This is a genomic window from Burkholderia sp. THE68, from assembly GCF_009938265.1.
In the GTDB taxonomy this organism is placed as follows: Bacteria; Pseudomonadota; Gammaproteobacteria; order Burkholderiales; family Burkholderiaceae; genus Caballeronia.
This window is the reverse complement of sequence record NZ_AP022316.1, coordinates 1,585,458-1,612,314: the sequence shown is the minus strand read 5'-3', so window position 1 is coordinate 1,612,314 and position 26,857 is coordinate 1,585,458. Positions and strand designations below refer to the sequence as shown.

The window sequence follows — 26,857 nt, the reverse complement described above, 5'->3', positions numbered from 1 at the left end:
GGATCGGGCGCACTTTCGGCCCCTGCTTAACCAGAAAGAGCGGGTGGAGTCTATCGACTCACGCCGCATCGGGGATGAAACCGGTCTTCGACGCCTGGCCTCGAAAATTGACGTCCTTGCGCGAATTTCCTTGCCGCCTCGCAATGATGAGCCACCGCAACGCCGTTGCCCACTCTACTGATCAGGGTGGCTATTCCCTGCGTAAAATCGAAACCCGTACAGTTACGAAAGTCGTACGATGCGGCCGAAGTTGAACTGTACGAAGAGCGGGCAAAGGCCGTCTGCAGCGACATCCGGATCTTGATGGAGCGCTGCGTAGAAAACGTGTTGCTCAACGGAGTCGTAGTGCGATTTCGCCGAAGTGTGACAACGCAAGGAAGGATTAGCAGGCTCGCGAGAATCACAACGGAGGACTGTGCAACGATCGATGATCTCATTGCGAGATACTCGGCTTTCGAGCACTCGCAGACCAACGAGCTACCTGCAGAGTGCCCTGATATCGAAGTCCTTGAGCGCGATGTCGAGATGCTCTGCGGGTGGGTGAAAGAATTCTCGTCTCGTTGAGCGCCGGCGGAGTTCGGCCATATTCTCTGGCTGGCGGGGAGCGCGGGTCAATGAGGCCGAGTGACGACCAGTGCAAGTAGGTCGATGCTACAAACCTACTCGGCCGATACTAAGCGCCAATGGATCGAAGGGTGATTGCGGTAGCGATCTCAATTGCGATAATGTGAGGACGTGTAGCAACAGGCGTCGAGTGAGGTGTCGCGCTGAAATTCGGCCAGCTGGAGTGCAATATAGAGTAGAACCCGCCCGTCAAAGGTGCTGAGATCAAGGCCGGTAGCGTCGCTGATTTTGCGGATACGATAGTCGAGCGTGTTGCGGTGAATACCAAGTGCCTCGGCTGTCGCACCCGGGTGACCGTTATTTGTGTACCAGGCTCTCAAAGTATCGAGAAAACTCTCCGAACCCCGTTGACTCTGATTTATCCGGGAAAGCGGAACCATTAATTGGGTTGCTTGCCAACTCTCGGCTAGCCCGGACAGCAGTACTGGCAGTCGGAAGTCGTAGTATGAGTACTTGATTACCTCAGGATCAAGCCTCTGACCCACCCGCATCGTCGCGCGAGCACTCTCCCACGATTGGTATAGGCCCTCAATGCCAGTTAATGCAATTCCAAGGCTGAGCGAGTATTTCGCCTTTGTACACCGTGCGAGAAGCGAGCTGAGTCTTTGGATAGCCCTCTCTGCCACACCGGCGATTGGAGACCAATTGTTATCAGTTTGTTCTAAGGTTACGAAGACAACTACTTCCTCTCGTGAAGTCCGGGCGGTTAGGATGTTTGATTCTTCGTGCAGCAAGAATTGCTGGATGCTCTCGAAATCCTGAAGCTCATCTTCTGGCCTTTCGAACGGCGCCGTCAGTCTGCAGATTACTGCCGCGCGCGTAAGCCCAATATCAATGCCGAGCCGACGAGCCCACGTCCTCAATTCTTGCTGAGACTTGGCGTCGGTCTGTCTTAGCGTCTGAAGGACAAACTCCTCACGATGCCGAGTATTTTGCCGCAGTTCATTTGTAAGTTGGTCGCGCTCCACGACCATCTCGGCGATAACCCGCAATAATTTCGCAAATCCGCGTACTTCAGAGGGCTCACCTGTAATGCCCAGAACCCCACATAAGTAGCCATTTGCGTGCAGCGGCAGATTGATGCCAGGCTTTACTTGAGGCAGACGCTTCGCCATCTCAGTGTCGATCTCGACGTCGCGGTTGTTCGCGAGTACAAGTTGTGCTCCCGAATGCAGCGTGCCGATGCGCATAGGGTCGGTACTCGCAATTACCGACCCGTGTGCGTCCATAACGTTGACGTCGAAAGGTAGCACGCTTGTCGCGCGTTCTACAATTTCGGCTGCGAGTCTGGAATCGATCTGAGAGCTCATGAGAGCCGAGCTTATCAGCTTTTCTCGCTTTCTTGGTCGCTCGCTACCAGCTCTCGCGCTACCTTTGAATTATGCTTTACCAGTTACCTCTTCGGGAGAGACAACTCGAAGCAAATTTGTGGAGCCTGGTCGGCCGAACGGCACGCCCGCTGCCACTACGATGGACCGTCCGGTATTCGCAAGCCCTTCGGCCCGCACACTGCTGACTGCGGTCACGATAATGTCTTCCACTCCGTCGGCCTCCTTCGTCACACGAGAATGCACGCCCCAGACAAGCGCAAGGCGCCTGGCGACTTCGACTCTGGGTGCCAGGCTCAAGATCCCCACGCGCGGACGCAAACGGGCCAGCCGCATCGGAGTAGTGCCCGAAGACGTATAGGTGACCGCGATGGCTAGAGGCAAGGTGTCGGACACTGCCTCGATTGCAGCACCGATCGCGTCCGTACCATTTGACGAGCAATTGATCGAAATTGCTTTCATGAGCTCTCGGTACAGAGGATCGCGCTCCGTTGCCGCGATAACTCGGTGCATGATTTCCACGGACTCCACGGGGAAGCTTCCGGACGCCGATTCTGCCGAAAGCATCACAGCGTCGGCACCGTCATAGACAGCGGTTGCAACGTCTGACGCTTCCGCGCGAGTCGGAATTGAGGAGGTCGTCATTGACTCAAGCATTTGCGTCGCAACAATCACGGGTTTTCCCGCGTCTCGCGCCAGTCGAACAATACGCTTTTGTACACCAGGCACTTCTTCTGGGCGCATCTCAACACCTAAGTCTCCCCGGGCAACCATCAGACCATCTGCTGCCCGGACCACTCCAACGATATTTTCGACCGCTTGGGGCTTTTCAATCTTGGCAACAATCAACGCTTGTTCACCGATCAACTCTCGCGCTTCGTGAATGTCCTTCTCGGATTGAACGAAGGAGAGGGCGACCCAATCAACGCCGAGCTCGAGCCCGAACGAAAGATCCTCTCGATCCTTCTTTGAGAGTGCGGGAATATCTAACGTTGCCTCGGGCAGGCTGACTCCCTTTCGGTCCGAGATCGTCCCCTCGGTCATCACACGCGTCACGATCTTTCCCGGCACCACTCTCTCGACCTGGAACCGCATCTTCCCATCGTCTACGAGCAGATGATGTCCCGCCCGGATAGCTGCGAAAATCTCGGGATGTGGGAGGAAGACCCGCGTGTTGTCGCCAGGACGATTATCGTCGTCAAAGGTGAAGGTTTGATTCTTCTTGAGCTTTTCGCGCTCACCTTCGAATGGGCCGACTCGAAGCTTTGGCCCTTGCAAGTCCAGCAAGATTCCGAGGGGCCTGCCGATCTTGGCTTCCACTCTTCGGATCGCGCTATGGCGTGCAGCGTGATCGTCATGTGAGCCGTGACTGAAGTTGAGTCGAAAAACGTCAACGCCCGCCTGGGCCATCGTCTCGATTACCTGTTCATTCGAACTTGCGGGTCCGAGGGTTGCGACGATTTTGGTCGATTTGAGTGTTGACAGCGTGCTACCAGATTTGTCGCACATGACTGGCCTCTGATTCAGGTTTAATTTGATCCGACTCGTGGGTTCGTTGGTTAAGGCTTGCGCACAGCGAGATGCTTTTACTTCGCTCTTGCCGAGGCTTAATTAAAGGTAGCCTTCAACGAAACGCCAACTTGCAACGTTGCTGCGATATTCCGCGCGGTGGCCTTGACGTTTGCTCCAGCCTCAAGCAGAGCCTCTTCGAGCGTGCAAGCTCGTTGTACAGACGGAAACACAGCAGCGATCCCTGCGTCGAAAACGGCCGCAGAACTAGGCAATACGCCGCCACCAACCGCGATTACCGGAACGCCATACAATCGGGCAATCTTGGCGATGCCGATTGGCGCCTTCCCCCGAGCGGTTTGCCCGTCGATGCGGCCTTCACCTGTAAGGACAAGATCTGCTTCACGAACCGCTCCCGCGATGTTCATGGCCTCAGTAACGATGTCGATTCCCGGCCTCAGCGCGCCCTTCAAGACTCCCAGAAACGCGGCCCCGACACCGCCCGCAGCACCCGCCCCAGGCGTTGACGCTACGTTGATGCCAAGATCAAGCGCCATTACAGCCGCATAATTCCTTAGAGCGTTGTCGAGCAATTCGATGGTTTCCGACGTTGCACCCTTTTGAGGGCCGAATACTGCTGATGCACCCTCTGCTCCGATCAGTGGATTGTCGACATCACATGCCACGTCGAACTGACAGAGATGAACACGGGGGTCGAGTCCGCTCAGGTCGATATTCGCCAGGTCCGCCAGCGGGAGGCCACCAAGAGGAAGTGGCGCACCGGCAGAATCCAAAAATCTCGCTCCGAGCGCCGAGAGAAGCCCTGCACCCCCATCATTTGTTGCACTTCCGCCTATTCCGATGATGAACTTGCGGCTGCCAGCATCTAACGCGTGCCGGATCAGTTCGCCTGTACCGAGGGTGGTAGTGAAGCGAGGGTCACGTCGTGTAGGCGAAACGAGGTTAAGTCCGCTTGCGGCCGCCAATTCGATGACTGCGGTGCTGTCACGCAGAATTCCGTATGTTGCCTCAACAGGCCGACCGAGCGGGTCGGTGACAGTTGCCGTGCGACGTGCTCCGCCGCACGCTTCGAGTAGAGCGTCAACTGTGCCTTCACCGCCATCGGCAATGGGGAACCGCACGTAGGTTGCATGAGGAAGAACTTCGCGGAAGCCGGCCTCGATCTGTCGGGCAGTCTCAGCAGCAGTCAGGCTTTCTTTGAACGAATCTGGAGCGATAATTATCTTCAAGTTTTCGACCCGGGCGGTAGATTAACGTTGAAGAAATTCTATGGTCGTAATGGGCCGATCCACATCGTGCAAATGCCTAATCGGACCTCGTCGACAGCTCGCCTATATTGGTCGCTCGCACAATGCGTGAGTACGATGGGACTTCAGGCAAGCCCAAGGGCCATAGAAGCACGGGTGGTGAACAGTGTCAGCGAGGCTACGCTTAGCTATGTCTGCGAGGAAAGTGTGTTAAGTGACCGTTTCAGTTCAGACCGATTATGCAAGGTACGTGTCATCGATCCAGGCCGGCTTGCGATCTCGACCTGGCAGCGAGGGCTTGCCCCATGTCATACTCCATAGTCTCTTGCAGCGACCGAGGCGTAACGAGTCCTCCGTCGTTCAGATGCACAGCCAGCCCGACCCCATTCAACTCACCGAGGCGCGCCCAGGAAAATAGCTCTTCGTACACTTTGTCGCGGATAACACATACGAAGTAGGATGCCTCGCCAATCTGTCGCCGCCAAATCCTATAAACGGTAGAGCAGTCGATGCTGCCGTCTTTCTGTTGGTCGAAGGGAATCATAGATATTCCAGAAGGTCATATCTCACCATCTGGCAGCGATCGTTTGAAGTTTCTAGATTTAGATTCCATTAACCATAAAAGTCAAGATAGGGTTTGACAGCCCTTCGTCGAGACGCGCGCGCAGCAACGAGCCGGGGCCGCCGATTCGATCATCCAGCTTCTACGCATAGAGGCGCGCTTGAGTAGCGCGCCCGTTCGGTAGCGGGGAAAGAGGCACTCAGAACCTACTTTAAACGCGCGCCCTGCGCTCGATGAGCTGAGTTGAGAGGTCCTCGATAACGTTTGACCCCAAGTCGAACGCACTAAAAAGGGCGTACAAGGGCGCCAGCGTCGGAGTCAACAGCCCGCCTATAGCCGAAGGAGGTGTGCTCAGCGGGACTGACGCACAGAGTGTTATTTCATCTTGGTAAGCCTTACGTCCCGGCGAGAGGTAGCGTCCAGGATACGTCCACGAGGTCAATTCCCGACCTTGAAGGCCGGACCATCTAAAGGCGAATTCGAGTGTAGACGTCTCCTCGGCGCAGCCCATAGCCTTGGCAAAGGCAAGCCCAACAGCAATGGCCTCGGTGCAATCCAGAACTGGCAATGTGAGATCCAAGGCCGTGCCTGGAGCAGGACTATTATTTGTCAGTTGGAGGTCGTCAAACAGGACGCGAAGTTGGTAAAACGCTCCTCTTGGATCGAATTGCATGAAGTCGGTCTGCCTACCTTTGGGAAGTACAACGAGCGCCTCCCACAGTCCGTTGTATATGTGCGGTCTATCTGATTCATCGGCGAAGCTTTCTCTAACGAGCCACATCGGCCAGCCCGTGTACTCTGGATTGGTCGCGCTTAGAAGATGGAGGAAAGTGTTAAGACTCTGCTGGGCAACCGGTCCGTTGACAAACATCGCGACCTCCCAGAATCCGGTGGTCGGCAATTTGACAGACCGGTCGACAACAACCGTCGAGAACCGACGTTTTCCTTGGTCTAAGATCTCCTGAAGGTGGTTCTCTATTCCGTCGCGCTTGGTTACCGCCACATCAAGCGCACCCAATGCCTCTCTCACCGTTTCTGCAGAAAGTCCGCTCAGATGCCGACGCAGAAAACACCCGATGTCGGCCTCACGATTGTGGACGCAAATATCCATCAAAGAGGGCCAATCGTTCCAATTCGCTCTGGCACTACTCGGTCTTCTATTTGTGTTAGGAGAGCGAAAATAAACGTCACCAACCGCTACAACTTTTTTTCCTTCCACGATGATGTCCGACTTCGCGGCAATTGGTGTGCGCACACCTGAAGGAATTGCGATCACGGGAAAATTAATCCCATCTCGCGCTACGAAGCGCACAGCTACTTCGAAAGGTTCCGACGCGAACCGACCGATGAGAGAGTGAATCTTGTCAGGATGGAAAACCTCCATCACGTTGTCGGGAACACGAGTCAGGTCAGGGACGAGTAGCTCGTCATCGAATCCGACTAAGAATAAGCCCCCGTCATAGTTGCGCAATGACAACATGCCCCGAACAAGCTTCGCTTGACCCTCCAACGCGTCGGGATCGAACCATGTCTTGATCTCAACGGAAAGGGTCTCACTTGGTCGGTCGACGAGCGCTTGAATCCTGGAATTATCAAACTCCAACACATGTCTCTCCAAGGTTGCGTTGCGGGGCGTGTATTGGACTTTTCGACCGAGTCCCCTTGTCCGGTCGCGGTCCAAAAAATCGCATCAGCTTCCCACGCTCAAGCTCATCGCCGAGGAACGCAGTTCGAAGCTGTCTAGTTGAACCGCCGATGTACCGCACCTCTTCGATTGCTGTACGTTCACCCTGAATCTTTCCTTCGCGAGCGGGGCGAAACACTCTTCGACCGTTTGGATCTTCGACGAACAATCCAAAATGGGCGGCGTTCGAGGCAGCATCGACAATCTCGTGGTTGATATGCTGATCCCTGAAGCTGTACCCGATTGTCATCAATCGGGCCCCCGCCTCGCGCAGGCGTGCTCGAAACTCCTGCATATATTGAAGTTCGGATCGGTTGTCAGTCGGCGATGAAGATCATCATGGTCCGACAGACGCCCGGTCAAATCGTCGGCAAGTTCGCCGGCCAACCAGCCATTCCAGTTAGGGGTGAAACCGGCGCCATGTAAGGGGAGATGTGTCATCTGGTTCTCGAGGGCGATGCGTGTCCGAGCATTCGACGTTATGAATGTGGCTCGTCTATGACGAACCGCAATCGAGACCTGCAATGCACGACAAACTTGTCCAACTCAGCTGGACAACTGCTGCCACCCGATATCGGTGCATTAGAATAAAAATGAGGCTCAGTTGAGCGCCGAAGCTGCGAAGAGGTCGACGCGCGGCTTCAAGAGTAGGAGCGGCAGTCAAAAGTGAGGAGACTGGCGAACGCAAAGTTCCTTGGTGCGACGACAGCCTGCTCTCAGGAGGCGTTTGGCAGGCCGCCAGCCACCACCTTACGCTTTCAATTGAGGTCCGGCGAAAGATCGACTACCACGTTCGGCTCGACCCACGAGATAGCTGAATGAGGCGCCAAGCGAAATCCAGAGAACGAGCTGCAAGCCTACGGATGCAATCCTAAAATTCCAAAGAAGTGAAGCTGGGAAGTTCGAGGGAACCTCGTCAACGGTTGGAAAGAGCAAGAGCCCAAGCACGAGTAGAACGATATACAGAGCGCCAGTCGTACAATTCGTCTTCCAATCATCCAGCCTACCCTTGAGCGTTCCATGCACTCCAGTGCAAATGATCAGTGCGGCGACGGAGAAAACAAGGAAGAGAAAATATACCGCTGTCCGAGATCCGATAGTCTCCGGGTCCCCGATCGATGGCGGATTGGGTGGATATTTGACCGCCGGGATGGCGGCGAAGGCAAGGAACGCGAAGAGCGCTGGCCGGATGCTCAATTTCGGCGCAGCGACATCGTTGACCCGTCCGTTGAAGAACGCAAAGGTTAGAGCGAACAATCCTCCGACGGAAACACCAAAGACCACCACGGCAGTCAATAAGCCTAACCCTGCCTGGGTTGGCCGCGAAACTATCTCTTCATCATGGTCATGCGTGTTGTTGCTTGAGGCATGCTTTGCGGCCTCGCATTGAGCTTCGAACGCGATGGCCTGGGTAACGAGAGGCTCGCCTGTTGCGCGAGCGAATCCGAACGAAACCAGTCCTGCTAGCAATCCTGCAAACATGCCTTTTACAAGAAGTCGCCCGACCATGATGAATCTCCATTAGTGGCAGGGGAAGCCGAGCAAGTGTCGGCCGTCATGAACAAACTCATGAACGTACATACCAGGAATCAGCGAAGTTGCCCCCTCTTCGGCGCCCACAAAATAAATGGCAACGAGAAGGAGCAATCCACCGAAGATAGCCCACGGAAGGATCTCTCTGACAGGAATCGGCGAAGGCAGCGCAATAGGGTCTAGCGTCATGTCATTCATAGTAATGGCTCCGAGTTTGCGAGTTAACCTACCCATGGCGACTTAGGGTTCTGCTCGAAACAACATCAATTTCAACTAGTATCGACAAAGCTGCTCCGATTTCGTCAATGTGCCAAACAACTTCTAAATCCTTCCTCAAGCTCTTTGCGATCGAGATTGCGCCCAATCAAGACGTATTGCGTTTCCCGAGCTTGCTCCTGCCTCCACATCTCGAGTCGCTTCACCGACGTCAACATGCGTACGCTCTGAAATGCCACACGTTCGTTAAAGCCTTTCGCGCTGAAGAGGCCCTTCGAGCGTAAGATGTCGCCGCCGCCCTCCTGCAGTAGCATGCCTATCCACGTCATGAAGCGATTCATGTCGATTGGCCGTTGTTCAGAAAGAACGATGGAAGAGATGCTTTCATCGTGTGTATGCGCGTGACCGTCCAGAAATTGTGGGTCGACCTCCAGCTTGACCTCGAGTTGAAAAGCGTTTGTTCCGATCAGTTGAGAAGGGTCAATCTCCGAATTTGTCGTGCGGTAGACCTTCGCTATCGGATTCAGCCGTCTCACAACATCCTCGATTTGGGCAAGCTGGCTAGCGCTCACGAGATCGACTTTATTCAACAGAATGATGTCCGCAAAACCCAGCTGCTCACGGGCTTCTTCGTGCTCCGCTAGGCTCTGAGCGAGATTTATCGCGTCAACTACAGTGACAAATGCGTCCAAACATATGGCCGACCGCACTTCGTCGGATACAAAGAACGTCGAGGCCACGGGCGCGGGGTCCGCAAGTCCTGTCGTCTCGATGAAGATGCCATCGAGATTGCTATGCCGTTGTCGCAACCTCCCGAGTGTTTCAATCAGATCGCCGCGAATAGTGCAGCATAGGCACCCATTGTTGAATTCGATGAGTTGCTCGCCTTCGTCTCTAACCACGAGTTGGCCATCGATCCCTACTGCTCCGAATTCATTGACTATCACAGCCAACTTGCGGCCCTGTTGATTCTTCAGAAGATGATTCAGGAGAGTCGTCTTTCCGGCGCCCAGAAAGCCTGTGATGACTGTCGCCGGGATGCGCTCATCATGGATAGCAGTTTGCATTGATCATCCGTCAGAAGGTTGGTATTCCGCCGAGCAAACTGCATCGGCGGGCTGACGCGATTAGCCAACAGCAGCAGTTTCGGCGGTTTTCGGATCCCCGCCGGGTGTCGTTACAACGGTTCTGGTCATTGGTGCGATCGCGTTCGCGAAGATCTCTTTCCGAGTCGCCGGAGGAAGCTTGTCGCCTCGAAGTTCGTCGTAAGGGACGACAATCCAGCAGGCACATCCCCAGATGCACTCTCCGGCAAGCCCTTGGAATCGAATCGCCGGTTCAGAGATCATCGGCCCTATGTCGATTAGCCACGAGTGCTCGTTGAGCTTCTCTTCCCAGCTCAACTTATCGTACGCATCTCTGCTGGACCAAAACGCGTTCAAATCGGTCTTAGCCATACCCGGGAGAATAATGACCGAATAGGCGGTGAGCGCGTCGAAGAATTCGTGAGGAAAAACCTGAACGGGCTTGTCGCCGCCTTCAAGAAGGTAGTTCTCCGTTATCATGTCCTTCATTTTCTTGCAGACAGCGTCGGAGTCCATGTCGCGCGGTACATGTACGTGAACTTCTGCATAGTCCGTTCGAAAGGCGTCCTTCACTCCGTCATACGTTGGAACAAAGTCCGTCCATTGATTCACGACCGCATCCCACTTTTCGCCGTGTTCACCTGGGAGCACCTGAACTCCCGGATGGGTAAGCTTGGCCACATTGAACAGCGTCCAGTTCCGGGCCTTGGCACTGAGGGTTTCATGTGGCGCGCCCGTGAATCCTGCGGGCCGCAGCGCCTTGAAGAGTACCCGCCCATGCTGGTCAACCGCGAAGCGCATAAATGAGTCAGCCACGAACCGATTCGTTACCATGTGTCGGAACGAATCGCGGATACGTTGCTCCCCCGTTTCCGTGTAGGCCGTCAGTCGCATCCAACTTTGTTCCGGGTTGACAACAAAGAATCCACCAGTGAACGGATTCTTGTAGAGGTCGCCCCAGACGGTCATGACACCATTGTTCTTTTCATCATCGAGCATGCAGTCAAGATCATTGAGTGCCGTGTACATCGTGGGTGTGTCGCGGTGGACGTCCGGATCACCGCTTGATGACAACTGGCCAACTCCGATAACCGGCAAGCGCCGACCAAGCTTCACGTTGGACAAGTGCCTTGCTAGGTCAACGACGATCCCTGTCCCCGTCCCACCAGCCAGGCTGAACGGGACGAGGACCATCGAAGGGATCTGAGCTTGTTCGATATGTGCGACGAACTTGTCCAGCGCATCGTTCAAAACTCGATCTCCGTCATAGTAGGCCTTCGCGTAGATCGCCTTCGCAACAGCCCTCGGAATGTGCTCGCCGGCCTTCGGCAGCGGTATGTTCCGGTTGACCCACGATTCATAGTTGGGATTCCAGTAGTAGCGCGGATACTCTAGTTTCAAGAACTCACGCATCCGGTTCGTCGAATTGAAGAGATCCTCCTTCGATGGGACTTGGAGGGCAATGGGGTGGAAAAGAAACCGTTCCTGCGGAATTCCACGGGATTCGAGACGTTTGCGGAAAGCCCCTGCATAATCTGTAACGATTCCCATGTCCTGATCGCCGATGTCGACCACCATCGCAGCAAAGCGCGCGCGAGGATCTTCAAGTAGGTCTTCGATTTCACCTGTTCGTAGCAGCGCCTCGACATACGCGGCACCGGTTCGACCAACTCCGACAACATGGATGCAATGCTCTGATTGATTTCCAGTACTGCTGTGGTAGAGCGACTTAGCCATGGCACAGGCTCCTTAGCAATTTGCGTTGGTGAGTGGTACGGCTTGACAAGCTTGCTGCTCGCAGTGGACCTGATGCTTAGCACCTGATCGTGAAGGTTTCCGTTTGGTCCACGAAGCCAAGATCACGCAGCACGTGCGCGACCGAAGTTGCGCGTTCGTTAGCGACGTACAAGATGTAGTCTTCGACGAAGAGGCCCGGATCTCGCGAAATCGTTCCGCTTTCGATGAGTTCAACACCCTTCTCAAGATTATTCCGATGCAGGGTGGCGCTCCAGATGGGTGATTCAATAAAGATTGCCGTGTCGTCGGCACGGACAATTTTCAAAAATTTTCCACCCGAGACCGTGGGCACGAGGGCGCCATTACCGTACTTTGAGACCACGATGGACCAGTCGAGCGGCATACGGCCTCCTCAAAAAAGCCGAGTCTTCAAAATCGCGACGATGGATTAGCCGAGCGAACCTATGGCAGAAGGACTTTCGTCCCCACGGACATTCACGTACGGGACCTGAATCCACCTCGACCTTGCTCCAAGGCTCGCTCCCGCCATTCCCTGAAAGGTTGTCGACGGTTCGCACAGAATGACTCCGTGCTCAAGTAGCCACGAGTGTCCTCCAACCTTCTGAGGTCGGTCTTGAGTGTCATACACAGTTCTCGATTGTCCGAAGATGCGCAAATCGTTCTTTCTAATCTGGGGCAGGATGAATTGCACGGAGCCCGGATGGCCACCTTCGCTTAGAACTGGCTTGATGGATGGGTGAAATGCGCTTTCTATGCGCGCCGCTAGGCCGCCCGCGCCACTCTCACCATTACTTGTGCGCGCCTCGACGAACTCCGGTCGATATGTAGGAAGAAGGCCAATTTTTCCCAGAAAGCCTTCCTCGATGGGAATATCTCCTGTGTCGACATCCGCGAACCCGAACATATGAATCCATCGCTTTCCGTATTGCGTGCGCGAGGCCGAATGTTGCGTGGCAGGCGCCGCGATCCAATTCAGCAACCTTAGCGCTTCCCAGAAATTTGCTCCATTTCGCTCAGTGATGAGGGAGGCCAATTCGGAGTCGACGCGTGCGTGCGTGGCGGGCAAGCTCCTGGTTGCTTCCCATACATGCTGTTGAGGGACATATAAGAAACCAGCAGTGAATGGATTGCGGTAAAGGTCTCCGCACGCTGTGACGGCACCTTGGTTCAACAACTCGTCGCTCATGCAGTCAAGTTCGTTGAGGACCGGGAAGATGTGAGCGCCAACGTGCCGGGGCGCGTCGCCATCGCATGGACCGATTCCCACCCCGGCAACTAAAATGCGTCGGCCAAAGCGAATATTCGAGAGATGCCTCGCGAGGTCCATCACGATACCGCTCGACGTGCTACCACCGATCCCGAAGCAAATTGAAACTAAGGATTCGCCGGGGGTGTTACTGACATTCTTCGCGAAACGGCTTAACGCCGTGGCGGCAGGTCTTTCGCCGTCATAGTAGGCCTGTCCGTAAATGGCTTTCGCTAATGCTCTTGAGGGAGATGCTTGCGTGTCATGAGCCTCATTGGCATTGAGCCAAGGCTCAAATCCGTCTGCGCTGTTGCTGAATGGGTACTCCAGTCTCAAGAACTCAGGGTAGCGCTCGAGCGTACTGGTCAGGTCCACCTTCGTCGGTACCTCCAGTTGCAAGATCTCAATATGAGCTCTTTCACCGGCGAGCCGCATGCTGTGCCGTCGGATCGCGTCGAACGACGAATTTTCCCCGACGTCGATTACCAGCACGTTGACGATCGAGCCCTCATTGGTCAGTTGTGTCCGGTCAATGCAGCTGAGAGACTTCTCAACGCTGGCGGCGCCGGCTGATCCAATCCCTACGACATGAAGGCGTAAGGGGAGGTTGCTCGCATCCTTTACTCGATGAACGCCACGCTTTAAGGAATCAATCTTCCTCTTTTGGATTTTTTCTTCGGTGCTGGCGATCCCGGGTGTTGGGCGACCACGAAGGGGATCGATGCCTGTATTGCTGACCATTTCATACTCCCATGAAGGCAGATTGAAACAACGGCAGCTCGGCGAACCGTCAAGCAAAAGGGCCCCAACCGCACGTCGTTCGGTTGGGGCCCTTTTGCCCGAGACCTGATCGACTCTCTTGGCGATCGGTCTGAATTTATTTGCTGTGTACAGCAGTCATTGCATGGCTAAATTTATAGGCAGGACAAGTACGTGTGTCAAGAACGAATCAATGCTCTGGTCTTAAAATTTTGGTGTAACCTGTAAAAATAGGCGTAACTGGAAAATGTTGAAGACAAAGGTATCTATAGTCATAGCGCCGGCGGTCTAGCGCGAACGAATCGGTAGCGCGGCGCAGCTCGATCTTTCCTAACGTTCGTCTCTTTTTTCGCACATCTGCAACCCAATGAGTTCAGATGAACGAACACGGGCGCAGACACACAGGATCTGACGCGCCCTTGTTTGCAGCGATCGTTTTTCCGGAGTATGCGAACGACTTGCAGCAGGATGCACCATAGCGGCCGTGATCCCTTGTGGCACTGCTGTGTCACCAGCAACTCGCTCAGTAAATCCTTCGTCGCGTTAGCTCGCGCTTGTGACTAGTACTACCGGTCCGTTCGTGCGCCGTGCTTCGATTTCTGCATGGGCGCGCGCCGCATCGGCAAGCGCATAAGTGTGAACGTCGGGAATAGTCACCGCCCCCGCTCGGACAACCTCGAAGAGGGCCTCCGTCGACTCCGTCAAGCTTTTCTTGTCGAAAGTGAAATGCGGCAAGCTTGGGCTGGTCACGATCAGTGAACGCGCCTTAAGGCTATGGACGTCGATGAGAGGGGCAGATCCCCCCGCATTGCCAAGCACCACTGCCATCCCGCGAACTCGGAGCAGGTCCAAAGAAGGCTTGAAAGTCGGCCCGGCAACTCCGTCGTAGACAACTGCGATCGAGTTTGCACCATACACGCTGCGGATCCGCTCGTCCCACCTCACCGGCTGTTCACCAGTCAGAAATACCTCATCACACCGTCCGACTTCGCGCGCAAGCTTCGCTTTCGCTTCGCTACCTACGGTTCCAATTACCGTAGCTCCCAGATGTTTTGCCCATTGAGTCAGGATTAGGCCGACGCCTCCCGCCGCTGCGTGCACAAGTACTTTGTCCCCGCGTTGAACTGGAAATACTTTACGCACGAGGTATTCTGCTGTCGTGCCCTTCAGGAGGATTGCCGCTGCCTGGACGTCGCTGATGTCGTCGGGAAGAACAACGATGCGGCCAGCGGGCACCAAACGGTGCGTTGCATATGCGCCAATTGCCAGCGTGTAGCCCACACGTGCACCTACCGTGATGTTGGGTTCGCTCACATCAGGGCCGACTGCCTCAACAATACCGACTCCCTCAAAGCCGTTGATGAAGGGTAGCCCAGACGCAGGTTTGATTTCTCCTCGGCGATGATAGATGTCTAGGAAGTTGACACCAACTGTAGTTTGTCGGAGCAGAACCTGTCCAACGCCGGGCTCTCCAATCTCAACATTTTCATAGGTTTGAATGTCCGAATCGCCGTAATTTCGTGCCAGAACTGCGTGAGCTTTCATATATCTCTCCTCGAATTTGATCCGCTTGTCACTACTTAAACTGGTGACGAACGGTAACACGTTGTTCAGGCGTCGGCAACCGGTTAAACTGGTGACATGGAAAAAAAGCTCAGTTTCAGATTTCCGAGTGCGCGGCCGGGACTTGATTTGTTGTCGACCGTTGGCGCTAGGGGCACAGACACTAAAGTCGAGCGCCTCAAGGCTCCTTCGGACCTTGCAAGGTGGCTTTTCGAGGCTGGCCTGGTACGGGCTCCGCATGCCAGCCTCAATGAGGGCGATGTCGAGCGTGCGAAGAAGTTGCGCGAAGCGATTTATCACACCGTCCTGAGCCGTATGTCGGGCGGAGCGGTTGCGCAAGACGATGTACAAACGATCAATCGGATGGCTCGGGTCGGCTCGCCGGTTAAACAATTGACAAGTGATGGTCGGTCCTTGGCCCAAGTTCCACCGGATTCCCTGGAGGAGCCCGGCGCGGTGTATTTGGGGCAGGTTGCAAGAGATGCGATTGATATATTGAGTTCACCTCTATCTGAGCGGATCAAGGCGTGCGCTAATCCAGTGTGCCAAGCGGTTTTCCTCGATCTTTCACGTCCGAACAGCCGGCGTTGGTGTTCAATGGGAGAGGGCGGTTGCGGGAACCGTGCAAAAACTAGAGCTCGACGAGGGCGGCTGAAAGAGTCCCCAATCAAGATGTAGAGCCATTGTCGTTACCTCAAATCTCGAGGGTATGGGTCACCAGCGCCGACTGAGAACGCCCGAAGCGTGCGTCAATTTCTGGGTCCGCGATGCAAGCGTGGATTCGCAGGTTCCGCCATGGGAAGGGCAAATAGAATTGTTTATATTCGGTGCGCTTGCATATATTTATATGTGTCCCGAGAACTGTCCGTGCTCTTTTGCAGTTGCCTGCTTCGACAACTGCCGACTGAGAACCTGGCCGCCGATTTGGCGGTTGCGTGGTTAGAGCGCAAGGGAGTCTTTAAGCATCTAGTCAAGACCCACGGGCGCTACCGCTCGCACGCCACAGCGTTTGGAGGCCGCAGATCCATCGGTTGTCGCCGCGATTGTTGCGACCGCGCTCTGGCCGATCCGGCGCGATGACGGGTTCGGCAACGTCACATCACCACAAGTCGACCGAGGTACCCTTAAGACAGGCGTTCGCGCGCCCGTATCCTTGGGACGGGCTTTGCTCAAGCATCCACCGGAGGGCACTTTTACAGTTCGTCGGCGAAGAACGTGCACGCGCGTGGATGAGTTGTACTTATGGTAGCCGTGCGGGTAGCAGCTCGCGCAACTCGTCCCAGAAGGGGCCTTCTAGGCCGCTCTGCCAGCGACCAGCCTGCATGGCGCTGCGAAAAGTCTTCTCGCGCAGTAGTAGGTCTGACGCAAGCCTGTCTGAGTACTACTGTTCAAATTAGCGAGAGCAGTCACGTTGCGGCGTCGTGGAGTTGCGACCCAACGTTATGGAGCAGAAAGAGAGTCATCTGCAGCGGTGCACGGCCTTCGAAAACTGATATTCGCATAGCACATCAATGCGGCAGACTCGGTGTGTCATCGGTGCGCTGGAGCCTCTCCCTTTTCACCAAAAAACTGGACCGGGACCGTATGTGTGCCGGTCAGAAAAAGTTCGGAATCGGGAAAAAGCTCATAAAAATCATGGGCGTACGAGGTTTACGGATTCGACGAAAACTACGTGAAAGAAGGCAAGCTAAACGTGTTTCATACCGCCGCCCTGCGCTAGGCCGAACTGGGCATCATGACTCATCACGGACCAAAAAAATGTAACCGGAGAAATGTCTCTTGAAAAGTTACACAAACCAGCTAGCATTGCGACATCACATAACCCAATCCACGCCGATGCGTGGGCACTCAAGGAGCCTTAAATGTCGAACGCGAGCGTAGTGCCAGGTCTTTCAATCAAGCAAGTTGAGGCAGACGGTGTCAGCGTTTTTTACCGGGAGTCGGGTCCGACCGACGCACCCGTAGTTTTGTTGCTGCACGGCTTTCCGTCTTCGTCGCACATGTATCGTGACCTGATCCCGCGCCTCGCGGATAAGTACCGTGTAATCGCCCCGGATCTGCCTGGTTTTGGGTTCACGACGGTGCCGGAAGGTCGCGGTTACAAGTACACGTTCGACAGTCTTGCTGAGACGATCGCCGCGTTCGTGGATGTGTTGAAGCTGAAGAAATATGTTGTGTATGTCTTTGATTACGGCGCACCCGTGGGGTTCAGGCTAGCGTTAAAGTATCCGGAGCGCGTGAGCGGGTTGGTCTCCCAGAACGGCAACGCGTATGAAGAAGGCCTTGGAGATGCATGGGATCCGATTCGCAAGTACTGGGCGGAGCCGACGCAGCAACATCGGCAGGTGGTGCATGATGCAATCCTCAACTTCGAAGGAACGAAGTTCCAATACGTACATGGCGTGTCGAATCCAGAAAGCATTGCGCCCGAGTCATACACGCTGGACGCAGCGCTGTTGGAGCGCCCGGGACAGAAGGACATTCAGCTCGATTTGTTTTTAGACTATCAAAATAATCTTAAGTTGTATCCGCAGTTTCAGAGTTTTTTCCGGTCTAAGCAACCGCCGACGCTGGCAATCTGGGGCAAGAATGATCCTTTTTTTATCCCGCCAGGCGCGGATGCATATCGACGCGACAATCCGAAAGCGGTGGTCGAGATGCTGGATACGGGGCACTTCGCGCTTGAGACGCATGCTGAGCACATCGCAACGTCAATTCGCGAGTTTCTGAGCAACAATCTGTAAAGCGGAGCTCTGAAAGCGTGGGCAATTGAAATTCATAGGACGCAACTAGGAGTTCACAATGAAAGCGGTTGTTCTAGATGGATTTGGCGGTCTTGAGGCGCTTGTATTTAAAGACATTCCGAAGCCGGAGCCCAAGGAAGGTACGGTTGTAATTAAGATTAAAGCGTTCGGTATCAATCACGCTGAGATGCACATGCGTCGGGGGGAGTGGGCCGAATCGGCGCGTGTGAGCGGGATTGAATGCGTAGGGGAAGTCGAGGCCTGCCCGGGCGGTGAATTCGCTCATGGTACAAAGGTGGCCGCCCTGATGGGGGGGCTGGGGCGAACGATCAATGGCAGCTACGCGGAGTACACGCGGGCGCCGGTGACGAACGTTGCTTCCATCGAATCGAATCTGTCCTGGGCCGAATTGGCGGCAATCCCAGAGACATACGCGACGGCGTGGACGTGCCTGTTTCGCAATCTCAAGATCGAGCGTGGGCAAACTATCTTGATTCGAGGCGCCACGTCATCTTTTGGTGTGGCAGCTTTGAACATGGCGGTCAACGCGGGCTTGACGGTTATTGCAACGACCCGCAGCGAAGCGCGGTTCGAGAAACTGTTGAAGCTTGGGGCGACGCGCTGCGAAATTGAACGCCCTGATCTGTCTAAGCATATCGCGGAATGCAAGCGACTTGATGCTGTTTTGGACCTTGTGGGAAACAGCACGGTGCTTGATTCTTTGTCGATGGTGCGGCGAGACGGAAAGGTATGCTTGGCGGGATGGCTCGGTGGCTTGGCACCAATCGCTGATTTCAACCCGCTTTTGCAGATGCCGAGCGGGGTTGATCTGACGTTCTTCGGCAGCTTCGTGTTTGGTACTCCCGGCTTCCTGCTGCAAGACGTGCCTCTGCAGAAAATCGCGGAGGAGGTTGCTGCAGGCAAATATTCTGCGAAGCCGTCGCGAGTGTTTAAGTTTGATGAAATTCGCGAGGCACATCGCGCGATGGAGGCGAACGAGGCCAATGGCAAGATGGTCGTTGTGATTGACTAAGAAGTTATGAACGAGACTGCGGCGCATTAGGGCCGCAGTTATATCATTTGGTTTGGGGAACCTGCTAGCGGTCGATCACTGGTCGTTAAGGTGATGAGGCATTGGGGATGTAGTCGCAATGTGTTTCCGCATTGCGTTTGAGAATGAGTCGCCGGATTTCAATGTGCAAAACCTTATGGACACACGGACCGCTCGGTTGGCACCCAATGGCCGAAGGCTTGGCCTGCGGGGGATCTTGGTCGAGGGCCACGAGGGAATGGCTTGAGACAACGTCAAACTGGCGCCTACTTCGCATGCGGGCGTGCAACTGAAACCGGTAAAGCAGGGGTATGCGTGTAGCTAGGGAAGGGCCGGTCGCTTGGAACTAAGCCGGGCCGAGGAACGCCTTCGAACGAGAGGACGCGGCGTCAATCTACCTGGTATCAGACTGGTTTGACATTCGCAACCAATCCGTGTAACTATTTTGAGAATAATTCTTAGGTTACGTATCAGCAAGCATCTGACCCGAGATTGATGGTCGTGGTGGCGGTAAGCCATCCGAAGACGGGCGAGGCGCTGTGCGGCGACGACCTCAACGCAGCTCGACCACCACTACATGAAGAAAATAATTACTAAGCTGGACGTTGTCAGGGAGCGCGGCAACGAAGTTCAAAATCACGTCGTTGACGAATTTTTGGGAGGGCGGCTCTCTCGTCGTGAACTCCTTCGTGCTGGAAGCGTACTCGGCTTGTGGACGCTGACAGGCGGGAATGTCAGTTTGGCAAGGGCTACGGCGGTGGACAACCCCGTTGGGACAACGCTAAGGATTGGTCATCCAACGCCGTCGAGTGCAATCGACCCAGTGACGGCTTTCGACGTAGCAAGCCCGGCGCTTCTGAACCAAGCTGGGGAGTATTTGGTGAATGTCGACGGCGGGACTGGCGTTCTTAACCCGTGTTTAGCAACTTCATGGTCGGTGAATTCGAAGGGCGATATTTGGACCTTCAAGATTCGAACTGGAGTGAGGTTCAACAATGGCCAACCTCTTACAGCGCGGGATGTCGTGGCAACGTTCGCGCGATTAACCAGCCCTTCGGTTGGCTCAGCGGCATTGTCGCTATTCAAGGGAACGCTTTCGGCTAATGGGGTGCGTGCGGTTGACGATCATACCGTTGAATTCCACTTAGACGGGCCAAATGGGGCGTTTCCGTATTACGTATCGTCTGACAATGTGAACGGCGTGGTTTTGCCCTTCGACTATGCTGGTCCGTACGAGAAATCCTTCATCGGTACAGGACCGTACAAGTTGTCCGAGTTTCTGCCACAGGTAGGCGCCTCGTTTGTCCGAAACCCGGGATATTGGGGTCAAGCACCCTCGATCCAACGCGTCGAGTTCAAATTCTACGAAGATCAGCAACGGCAACTGATCGCGATTCAAGGTCGAGAAGTGGATTTGTTGACCCGGTTCACGGTCCATGGTGGGTTGGGGGTGATGAACAATCCGCAGTTCAAGATCCAGGGTACACGATCTAGCACCCACCGACAGTTGCATATGCGAACCTCGGACGGTGAGTTCAAAGACAAGCGGGTGCGGCGAGCGCTGGCAATGAGCTTGGATAGAGACGCGATCGTTCGGGGCCTCCTGCGTGAGAAGGCGGTGATTGGTAATGACCATCCCTTTGCACCATTCTTCTCGACCTTCGACTCAACAGTCCCTCAGCGCGGACGAGACATTAATGGGGCAAAGGCGCTTTTGGCACAAGCTGGGGTGCCCAACGGCTTCTCTGCGACCCTGACCACAGAGGCTTTTCTGGAAATGCCAGATCTTGCCGTCGTAATACAGAACGCGGCGAGGTCGATCGGTATCAATTTGGCGCTCAGAGTGGAGCCTCAGGCAGCGTATTACGGAGCTGGTACCTTAGGAAAGTCGGACTGGCTGGACTCGCCGCTCGGCATGACGGACTATGCGCATCGTGGCGTCCCAGATGCTTTCCTAAAGGGTCCGCTGATGGCGAATGGACCGTGGAACGCGGCGCGTTTCGCAAATCCCCGCTATGACGAGCTCGTCAAGGTGTACTTGTCGACTTTGGATGTAAGTGCAAAGAAGCAAACCGCCGGGCAAATTGAGCGGTTGCTAATCGATGAAACTCCTGTGATTATTCCCTACTTTTCCGACAGCCTTACATTGACCCGTGCAAATGTAAGCGGGGTGCGGTTCACGCCAATGGCTCAGTTGTATGTTGATCGTGCTATTGTCAGTTAAGACGAAAGCGTTATGTAAAAATTCGGTTGCGGCTCAGTCGAGCAATCACCGAATCCGGCGAAACGATCGAAGTGGTGCGAAGTGTTTCCTCTAGTCTGAGCCAATCATGAAAAGTAATGTCGACCACCAGCTTCGCCTGTTCATCGAAATCGCCAGTTGCAAGTCGCTGTCAGCTGCGGCCGAAGCTTTGTCACTCACGCAATCGGGGTTGAGTCGCCAGCTTGCCAGCCTGGAGGAATATGTGGGCCAGCCTGTGTTCGTCCGGCATGGACGAGGTGTCCAACTTACCGAGGCAGGTCAGAAATTGCTGGAGGCCGCGAGCTCCGCGTATCAACTGGTCGACAATACGATTGTTCAGTTGCGCAATCAGCACGGGGTGACCGCTGGCAACCTGCATGTCGCCACGATTCACACGCTTAGCTATTACTTTATGGCCGATGTGGTTGCGAAGTTTATGGCGCAACGGCCCAACGCAAGCGTGGCGCTACTGGGGCGCAGCTCGCCCGGAGTGGTGGAACTGGTCGAAAGCGGCAAGGCTGAGATTGGATTTGTGTATGACTCGGCGGTGGCGTCGGATCAGATTGAGATAACGCCTCTGTTCGAAGAATATATGTGCCTCGTTGTACATGAGAATTCGCGCTTTGCCTCGCAGAAGAGTATTGACCTGACTGCGGAGGCGCCGCCGCTTATCGTCTTCCCCGCGAGCTATGCGCTCCGAAGGATGTTACATACTCGAGACTTTGATGCCAAGATTGCGGCGGAGGTAGAAACCGTCGACGCAATGCTGAAATTGGTTTCACTGACTAACGGTCAATGCATCCTTCCGGACCTCATCCCTGCAAAGCTGCTGCAAGAGTACCAGCTCGTGCGCGTCAAGATCGATCAGCCACTAATGAAACGCAGGATAGTCTGCGTGACTAGACGAGGCCGCCCTCTCTCTTCCATGACTTCCCTGATGCTGGAGATCGCGCGCGAAAGCGCTCCGAAAGCAAGGGTGTGATCATAGCAGCTATGAACTAGGGTTCATGGCTGCAATCAAAATCATCTCCGATACTAGTGGTCATGATCTTCCGAATAAAAGTGCTTCGGAGGGTTATGCAGTGAACTCGGCACCCGTCGTCGGTATATCGATTCTCGAGGAACTTGTACGGCGTAGCGCCTTTACTGTGATGTCAGATTCGGAATGCTAAGTATGATCCCGCGACTTGTTTAAGATCCGCGAGGATCACAGATAAATCTGGCGGTTGCGTTAGGTAATTGAGGGCGAGGGGCCGAAGACGATCGGGCTCAGTGGAAAGTTGCGTCAATGCCGTCTCATAGCTGACGACGCGTCCATTAATCATGTCACCAACGGAGTTATCTTCATGCAAATCGGTACTGCAATCGTGTCCGGCGCTAGTCGTGGCATCGGCCGCGCTACTGCCATTCGCTTGGCGAAGGATTTTGGCTCGCTCGTGCTTATTGCGCGTGATGAAGGGCTGCTGCAGAAAACGGCGAAAGAGGTTCAGTCAGCGGGTGCAGAGGCGTTGGTATTACCTGTGGATCTTCGAGAACCTGCCGCAGCGAAGACAGCTGTGGAGCGAACGATTGCGGAGTACGGACAGATCAATGCAGTGGTGAATATCGCAGGGGCAGTTCCGCAGGTAGATGTCCTGGAAATGACGGACGAGCAATGGGAAGACGGCTTCGCGCTCAAACTCCACGGTGCGCGGCGATTGGCGATTCATGCATGGGATGCGCTCAAGAAGTCGAACGGGTCAGTGATTTTCACGTCGGGGAATTCTGCGCAGGCGCCCAAATCAGGTTTTGCGGCAGTTGCAACGGTCAATGCAGCCATCGTCGCAATGGCGAAGGCGTTCGCAGATCGAGGTGTTGCAGATGGCGTTCAGGTAAATAGCATCTTGCCAGGCCCTGTCATGACTGACCGTCGGCGGTCTTACATGGAGAGGTATGCGCCGGCGCATGGTATGACTGTCGAAGAGGCACTGGAGAAATTCCCGGAACAAGCTGGTATTACGAGATACGGCAAGCCTGAAGACATTGCGGAGTTCATGGCGTTTGTACTGTCACCAGCGGGACGTTGGTTGATCGGTGCGTCACTGCGCATGGATGGTGGAGAAATCAAGGGGCTTTGATCGCTGCGGTGCAGCGCGCGGATTGACATTCTTGGCATCGCAGCCGCGCGCTTGTTCGAATTTGAAGAATTTTTGGAGATTGAAATTGAAGCGCTTTTCGGCTGGTTTGAAGTTAATCGCAGTAGTCGGTGCTGGCGTGGTGTCGTGTTCCGCCTCCGCAGCCCTGAACTCAGCAAACGAGTTGTTGCCGATTCCGCACAGCCTTGAATTGTCGGATAAATCGCCAAAGACAAAGGCGGTAGAAGTGGCGTCGTTGCGGTATGCGGCGTTCTGGAACACAGGCGACGAGGATTACGCCAAACGTGCGTTGGCAGATGACTTCGTGGACAGGACGCTGCCGGCGGGTCGTGCGCCGGGACTCGAAGGTGCGTTGCAGGCTTCGAAAAATTTTCGAGCAGCAGTACCAGACCTTACGTCCGACGTCGATGATATGACCGTGGTTGGCGACAAGGCGCTTCTGCACCTTCATTTTAAAGGTCATTTCACTGGAAAGTTTAAGGATCTGCAAGGTACAGGACAGACGATTGATTTCCAAGCGTTCGACTTGTATCGCGTTAAAGACGGCAAGATCGTTGAGAATTGGCATCTAGAAGACAATCTTACTTTGCTGAAGCAGTTGGGTGTAGTTAAGCAGTAGTCAAGCGAGCATCGGAACAGTACAAGGGGAAAGTAATGAAGGTCGCAGAGGATACGACGGTGGTATTTGCCCATGGCGCGTGGGCAGACGGTTCGAGCTGGAGCAAGCTCCTTGGTCCACTTAAGGCAAATGGCGTCAACGTGGTATGCGCACCGCTTCCTCTGCGCTCGTTACAAGATGATGTGGAGATGGTGGCGTCGGTAGTCGATCGCAGTGCTGGGCCTGTGGTCTTGGTCGGACACGCGTATGCCGGCGCAGTGATTGGAGCTGTGACGCATCCACGAGTTCAATCATTGGTGTTCGTCGCTGGATTGGCGCCAGATGAGGGGGAAACGGTAGCTGATGTGTTTTACCGTGATGCAAAGCATCCGGACACGCCGGAACTTGCACCGGATGATCATGGATTTATCTGGATGTCGACGCGGGGGTTCCAAAAGGCTTTCGCCCAAAATGCTCGGACCGATGAAAAAGATCTATGCGAGGCCACGCAGCGCCCAATCTCCGTTCGATGCATACAAGAGAAAGTGGGCACGCCCACGTGGAAGTCGACGCCAAGTTGGTATCTTGTAGCCGAGCAAGACCGAATGATCAATCCAGATACACAGCGGTTTATGGCCGATAGGATGAACGCCCGGATACGTGTCGAGAATGTCGACCATACCCCTTCGATTACGGCTCCGGAGGTTGTGCTGGAGGTCGTTTGGGAGGCAGTGAAGCACGGATTGAGTAAGGCAGACGCCTGAAGGTTTTGGGATGGATGACTCGCCTTAGAAGCGGTCGCAAAGTAAGACGAGTCGCTAGGAGGCAGAAGCGATGGAATCGATGGAAATGGAAAGGCGCCAAGCATTGGTGCACAACCTTAAGGTTGCACGTCAAGATGCTAAAGCCAATTACCGTGATGGGATGGCCGCGTTAGCAGGTGCCGTAAATGTAGTGACGACATTAGTAGGTGGACGCGCTTTCGGTTTTGCTGCGACGTCGGTATGTAGCATCACGGACGAGCCGCCGACGTTGCTAGTTTGCCTGAACCAGTCAGCGTCCGTGTTCGAACCGTTCCAGAAGGCGTCGCGACTGTGTGTGAACACGCTCGGCGCCGGCCAGAAGACTGTTGCCAGCGTGTTCGGCGGCAAGTCTAGTCAAGAGGAGCGGTTTGGCACGGCCGACTGGACGAGCTTAACGACAGGCGCTCCTGTATTGGTCGGAGCGACTGTGTCGTTCGACTGCCGAATCAAGAGTCGCACGGCCGTCGGCACTCACGACATCATTATCTGCGAGGTTGAGTCGATCAGTCGATTGGCGGACGCATCGGGATTGGTCTACTTCGGCCGAAAATATCATGCGCTTCGATAGAGCATTTTGAGTTCGGCGCGCCCCCGCACCGGATCAGGCGGGCGCGCGATACCAGCTGACCTGTCGTGATAATGCAGCCTTGATCCGGTCTACTCCGCACTGCATTTCTGTTTCGTTTAAGCTTGCATAGCCGAGCCGAATGGCTCTCACGTTGTGAGAGTCGGCCGAGAAAGTCGAACCGAGAAGGATTCGGACCTTGTTCTCGATTGCGTCATCGAAGAGCTGTGCCATGTCGACACCTTCCGACATGCGAACCCATAGTGCCAGTCCTCCGTCGGGAATGTCGAGGCTGGCAAAGGATCCTAGATACTCGCTCACGAGTGCTGCGGCCGTGTGGCATCGAGCGTGATATACCTTCGCCGCGTGCCGGATGTGACGTCTCAGCTCCCCGCTCTGCATGAGATCAGAGACAGCGCGCTCGGTTACTGAGTTCCCTTGACGGTCGATAAGAACGATCTCGTTTGCCATTCGATGAATGATCGATGGCGGGGCAACCACATAGCCTACCCGGAGTCCGGGGGCCAGAATCTTCGACAGCGAACCGATGTAAATCACTTTGCCGGTTCGATCGTTCGCCGCCAATGGTTGCATGGGGTTGTGATTAAAGTGGAATTCGTGGTCGTAGTCGTCCTCGACAATCACAAAACCAAATTCGTGTGCTAGCTGCAACAGCTCCATCCGCCGTTCAATAGGCATCGTCACCGTGGTCGGGAACTGATGATGAGGAGTGAGATAGACGGCGCGGACACGGTGCAATTGGCAGGCAGCCCTCAAAGATTCCGGCCTCATTCCGAAATCGTCTTGCTCGATGCTAACTACGGACGCACCACACGCTCTGAAGGCGTCTCGTGCTGGAGGGTAGGTCAGTTGCTCTAACGCAACTGCATCACCCGCTCGCACCAAGATCCGGGCTGCTAGATAGATTCCCATTTGACTTCCGCGAACCACGCATATGCTCTCGGGATCTGCTTTCAGTCCTCTTTCAATGCCCAGCATCGACGCTAGCGTAATTCTGAGTTCAAGAAGCCCCCGAGGATCGGAATATCCCAACTGATTGCCCCGCGCAGACTCAAGTAGCGCCAGCCGAAATGCACTTGCAAGCGCACCAAATGGAACGAGACGTGTATCGGGTGCACCGTCCGTAAAGTCGATGATTCCCTTTGGCGCGGCCGCCGGTAGTGGTTGGGTCGAGCCGTACACAGGGTAGTCAGGATGGGCAATCGCTCCTTCAACAATCCTGCCGCCCGGATTAGTCCAACTAGCGCCATGCACCTGCGGAAGATTGGGTGAGACGAAGGTACCTCGACGACCCTCCGTCGTAAGCCAACCTTGAGCCGCCAATTCGTCGTACACAAGAACGATGGTTTTCCTGTTCACGCCAAGAATTGCCGCAAACTCGCGTGAGCCTGGTAGGGGCGTACCCGGCAAAAGTAATCCTGCCCGAATCTTCTCAACGATGCCTTCCCCGATCTGGACGTTGAGGGGACGAGATGAGTCGCGGTCGGGCGACATCGTCCATTCCCAAGTTCTCAACGCACACTTGCGTCCCGCCATCCTCGTCCTCCGCGTTAACGAGCATAC

General features: G+C 54.9%; 21 protein-coding genes. 9 read left to right on the top strand and 12 right to left on the bottom strand.

Going from position 1 to position 26,857, the window contains the following annotated elements; translation table 11 throughout:
- Positions 1 to 713: 713 nt before the first annotated feature.
- The 11 genes from BTHE68_RS20895 to BTHE68_RS20845 all read right to left on the bottom strand — a co-directional run bounded on the left by BTHE68_RS20895 (position 714) and on the right by BTHE68_RS20845 (position 15,117).
- The gene (locus BTHE68_RS20895) at positions 714 to 1,934 is read right to left on the bottom strand and encodes a sugar diacid recognition domain-containing protein (protein WP_162068117.1); all 1,221 of its coding nucleotides are present in this window, start codon (positions 1,932 to 1,934) and stop codon (positions 714 to 716) included.
- Between the two features lie 69 nt (positions 1,935 to 2,003).
- A complete protein-coding gene (pyk, locus tag BTHE68_RS20890) occupies positions 2,004 to 3,461 on the bottom strand; it encodes a pyruvate kinase (protein WP_162068116.1) in 1,458 nt (485 codons plus the stop codon).
- 98 nt (positions 3,462 to 3,559) lie between these two features.
- Positions 3,560 to 4,711: a glycerate kinase gene (locus BTHE68_RS20885; protein ID WP_162068115.1), complete on the bottom strand. Its 1,152-nt coding sequence runs from the start codon at positions 4,709 to 4,711 to the stop codon at positions 3,560 to 3,562.
- A gap of 791 nt (positions 4,712 to 5,502) precedes the next feature.
- Positions 5,503 to 6,897, bottom strand: a complete 1,395-nt coding sequence (locus BTHE68_RS20880) for an ATP-binding protein (protein ID WP_232077988.1) — start codon at positions 6,895 to 6,897, stop codon at positions 5,503 to 5,505.
- Positions 6,898 to 7,725: 828 nt separating this feature from the next.
- Positions 7,726 to 8,484: a CbtA family protein gene (locus BTHE68_RS20875; RefSeq protein ID WP_162068114.1), complete on the bottom strand. Its 759-nt coding sequence runs from the start codon at positions 8,482 to 8,484 to the stop codon at positions 7,726 to 7,728.
- Positions 8,485 to 8,496: 12 nt separating this feature from the next.
- A complete protein-coding gene (locus BTHE68_RS20870; protein ID WP_162068113.1) occupies positions 8,497 to 8,706 on the bottom strand; it encodes a CbtB domain-containing protein in 210 nt (69 codons plus the stop codon).
- A 104-nt stretch (positions 8,707 to 8,810) separates the two neighbouring features.
- Entirely contained in the window at positions 8,811 to 9,791 is a 981-nt protein-coding gene (locus tag BTHE68_RS20865) for a CobW family GTP-binding protein (protein WP_162068112.1), read from the bottom strand.
- A 60-nt stretch (positions 9,792 to 9,851) separates the two neighbouring features.
- Positions 9,852 to 11,546, bottom strand: coding sequence for an FtsZ/tubulin family protein (locus BTHE68_RS20860; protein WP_174258083.1), 1,695 nt, complete (start codon positions 11,544 to 11,546; stop codon positions 9,852 to 9,854).
- Between the two features lie 76 nt (positions 11,547 to 11,622).
- The gene (locus tag BTHE68_RS20855) at positions 11,623 to 11,949 is read right to left on the bottom strand and encodes a hypothetical protein (RefSeq protein WP_162068111.1); all 327 of its coding nucleotides are present in this window, start codon (positions 11,947 to 11,949) and stop codon (positions 11,623 to 11,625) included.
- Positions 11,950 to 11,994: 45 nt separating this feature from the next.
- The gene (locus BTHE68_RS20850; RefSeq protein WP_162068110.1) at positions 11,995 to 13,554 is read right to left on the bottom strand and encodes a hypothetical protein; all 1,560 of its coding nucleotides are present in this window, start codon (positions 13,552 to 13,554) and stop codon (positions 11,995 to 11,997) included.
- Between the two features lie 561 nt (positions 13,555 to 14,115).
- Positions 14,116 to 15,117 carry a quinone oxidoreductase family protein gene (locus BTHE68_RS20845; RefSeq protein ID WP_162068109.1) on the bottom strand — a complete coding sequence of 334 codons (1,002 nt, stop codon included), beginning with the start codon at positions 15,115 to 15,117 and terminating at the stop codon, positions 14,116 to 14,118.
- 96 nt (positions 15,118 to 15,213) lie between these two features.
- On the opposite strand from BTHE68_RS20845, the gene BTHE68_RS37275 reads away from it, so the two are divergent.
- The 9 genes from BTHE68_RS37275 (at position 15,214) to BTHE68_RS20800 (ending at position 25,276) form a co-directional block, all read left to right on the top strand.
- On the top strand, positions 15,214 to 15,813 hold the full coding sequence (locus BTHE68_RS37275) for a CGNR zinc finger domain-containing protein (protein WP_162068108.1): 600 nt from the start codon (positions 15,214 to 15,216) through the stop codon (positions 15,811 to 15,813).
- Positions 15,814 to 16,997: 1,184 nt separating this feature from the next.
- The gene (locus BTHE68_RS20835) at positions 16,998 to 17,879 is read left to right on the top strand and encodes an alpha/beta fold hydrolase (RefSeq protein ID WP_162068107.1); all 882 of its coding nucleotides are present in this window, start codon (positions 16,998 to 17,000) and stop codon (positions 17,877 to 17,879) included.
- A gap of 58 nt (positions 17,880 to 17,937) precedes the next feature.
- Entirely contained in the window at positions 17,938 to 18,912 is a 975-nt protein-coding gene (locus tag BTHE68_RS20830; protein WP_162068106.1) for a zinc-binding alcohol dehydrogenase family protein, read from the top strand.
- A gap of 595 nt (positions 18,913 to 19,507) precedes the next feature.
- Entirely contained in the window at positions 19,508 to 21,154 is a 1,647-nt protein-coding gene (locus BTHE68_RS20825; protein WP_162068105.1) for an ABC transporter substrate-binding protein, read from the top strand.
- A 106-nt stretch (positions 21,155 to 21,260) separates the two neighbouring features.
- On the top strand, positions 21,261 to 22,154 hold the full coding sequence (locus BTHE68_RS20820; RefSeq protein WP_162068104.1) for a LysR family transcriptional regulator: 894 nt from the start codon (positions 21,261 to 21,263) through the stop codon (positions 22,152 to 22,154).
- A gap of 364 nt (positions 22,155 to 22,518) precedes the next feature.
- The gene (locus tag BTHE68_RS20815; protein ID WP_162068103.1) at positions 22,519 to 23,289 is read left to right on the top strand and encodes an SDR family oxidoreductase; all 771 of its coding nucleotides are present in this window, start codon (positions 22,519 to 22,521) and stop codon (positions 23,287 to 23,289) included.
- A gap of 85 nt (positions 23,290 to 23,374) precedes the next feature.
- Positions 23,375 to 23,926 carry an ester cyclase gene (locus BTHE68_RS20810; RefSeq protein WP_232077985.1) on the top strand — a complete coding sequence of 184 codons (552 nt, stop codon included), beginning with the start codon at positions 23,375 to 23,377 and terminating at the stop codon, positions 23,924 to 23,926.
- A gap of 35 nt (positions 23,927 to 23,961) precedes the next feature.
- Positions 23,962 to 24,669 carry an alpha/beta fold hydrolase gene (locus BTHE68_RS20805; RefSeq protein ID WP_162068101.1) on the top strand — a complete coding sequence of 236 codons (708 nt, stop codon included), beginning with the start codon at positions 23,962 to 23,964 and terminating at the stop codon, positions 24,667 to 24,669.
- Positions 24,670 to 24,739: 70 nt separating this feature from the next.
- Entirely contained in the window at positions 24,740 to 25,276 is a 537-nt protein-coding gene (locus BTHE68_RS20800) for a flavin reductase (protein ID WP_232077984.1), read from the top strand.
- A gap of 33 nt (positions 25,277 to 25,309) precedes the next feature.
- Here BTHE68_RS20800 and pdxR read toward each other — a convergent pair whose 3' ends face one another.
- Complete coding sequence (gene pdxR, locus BTHE68_RS20795; RefSeq protein WP_197919686.1) at positions 25,310 to 26,830, bottom strand: MocR-like pyridoxine biosynthesis transcription factor PdxR; 1,521 nt, start codon at positions 26,828 to 26,830, stop codon at positions 25,310 to 25,312.
- Positions 26,831 to 26,857: the final 27 nt, after the last annotated feature.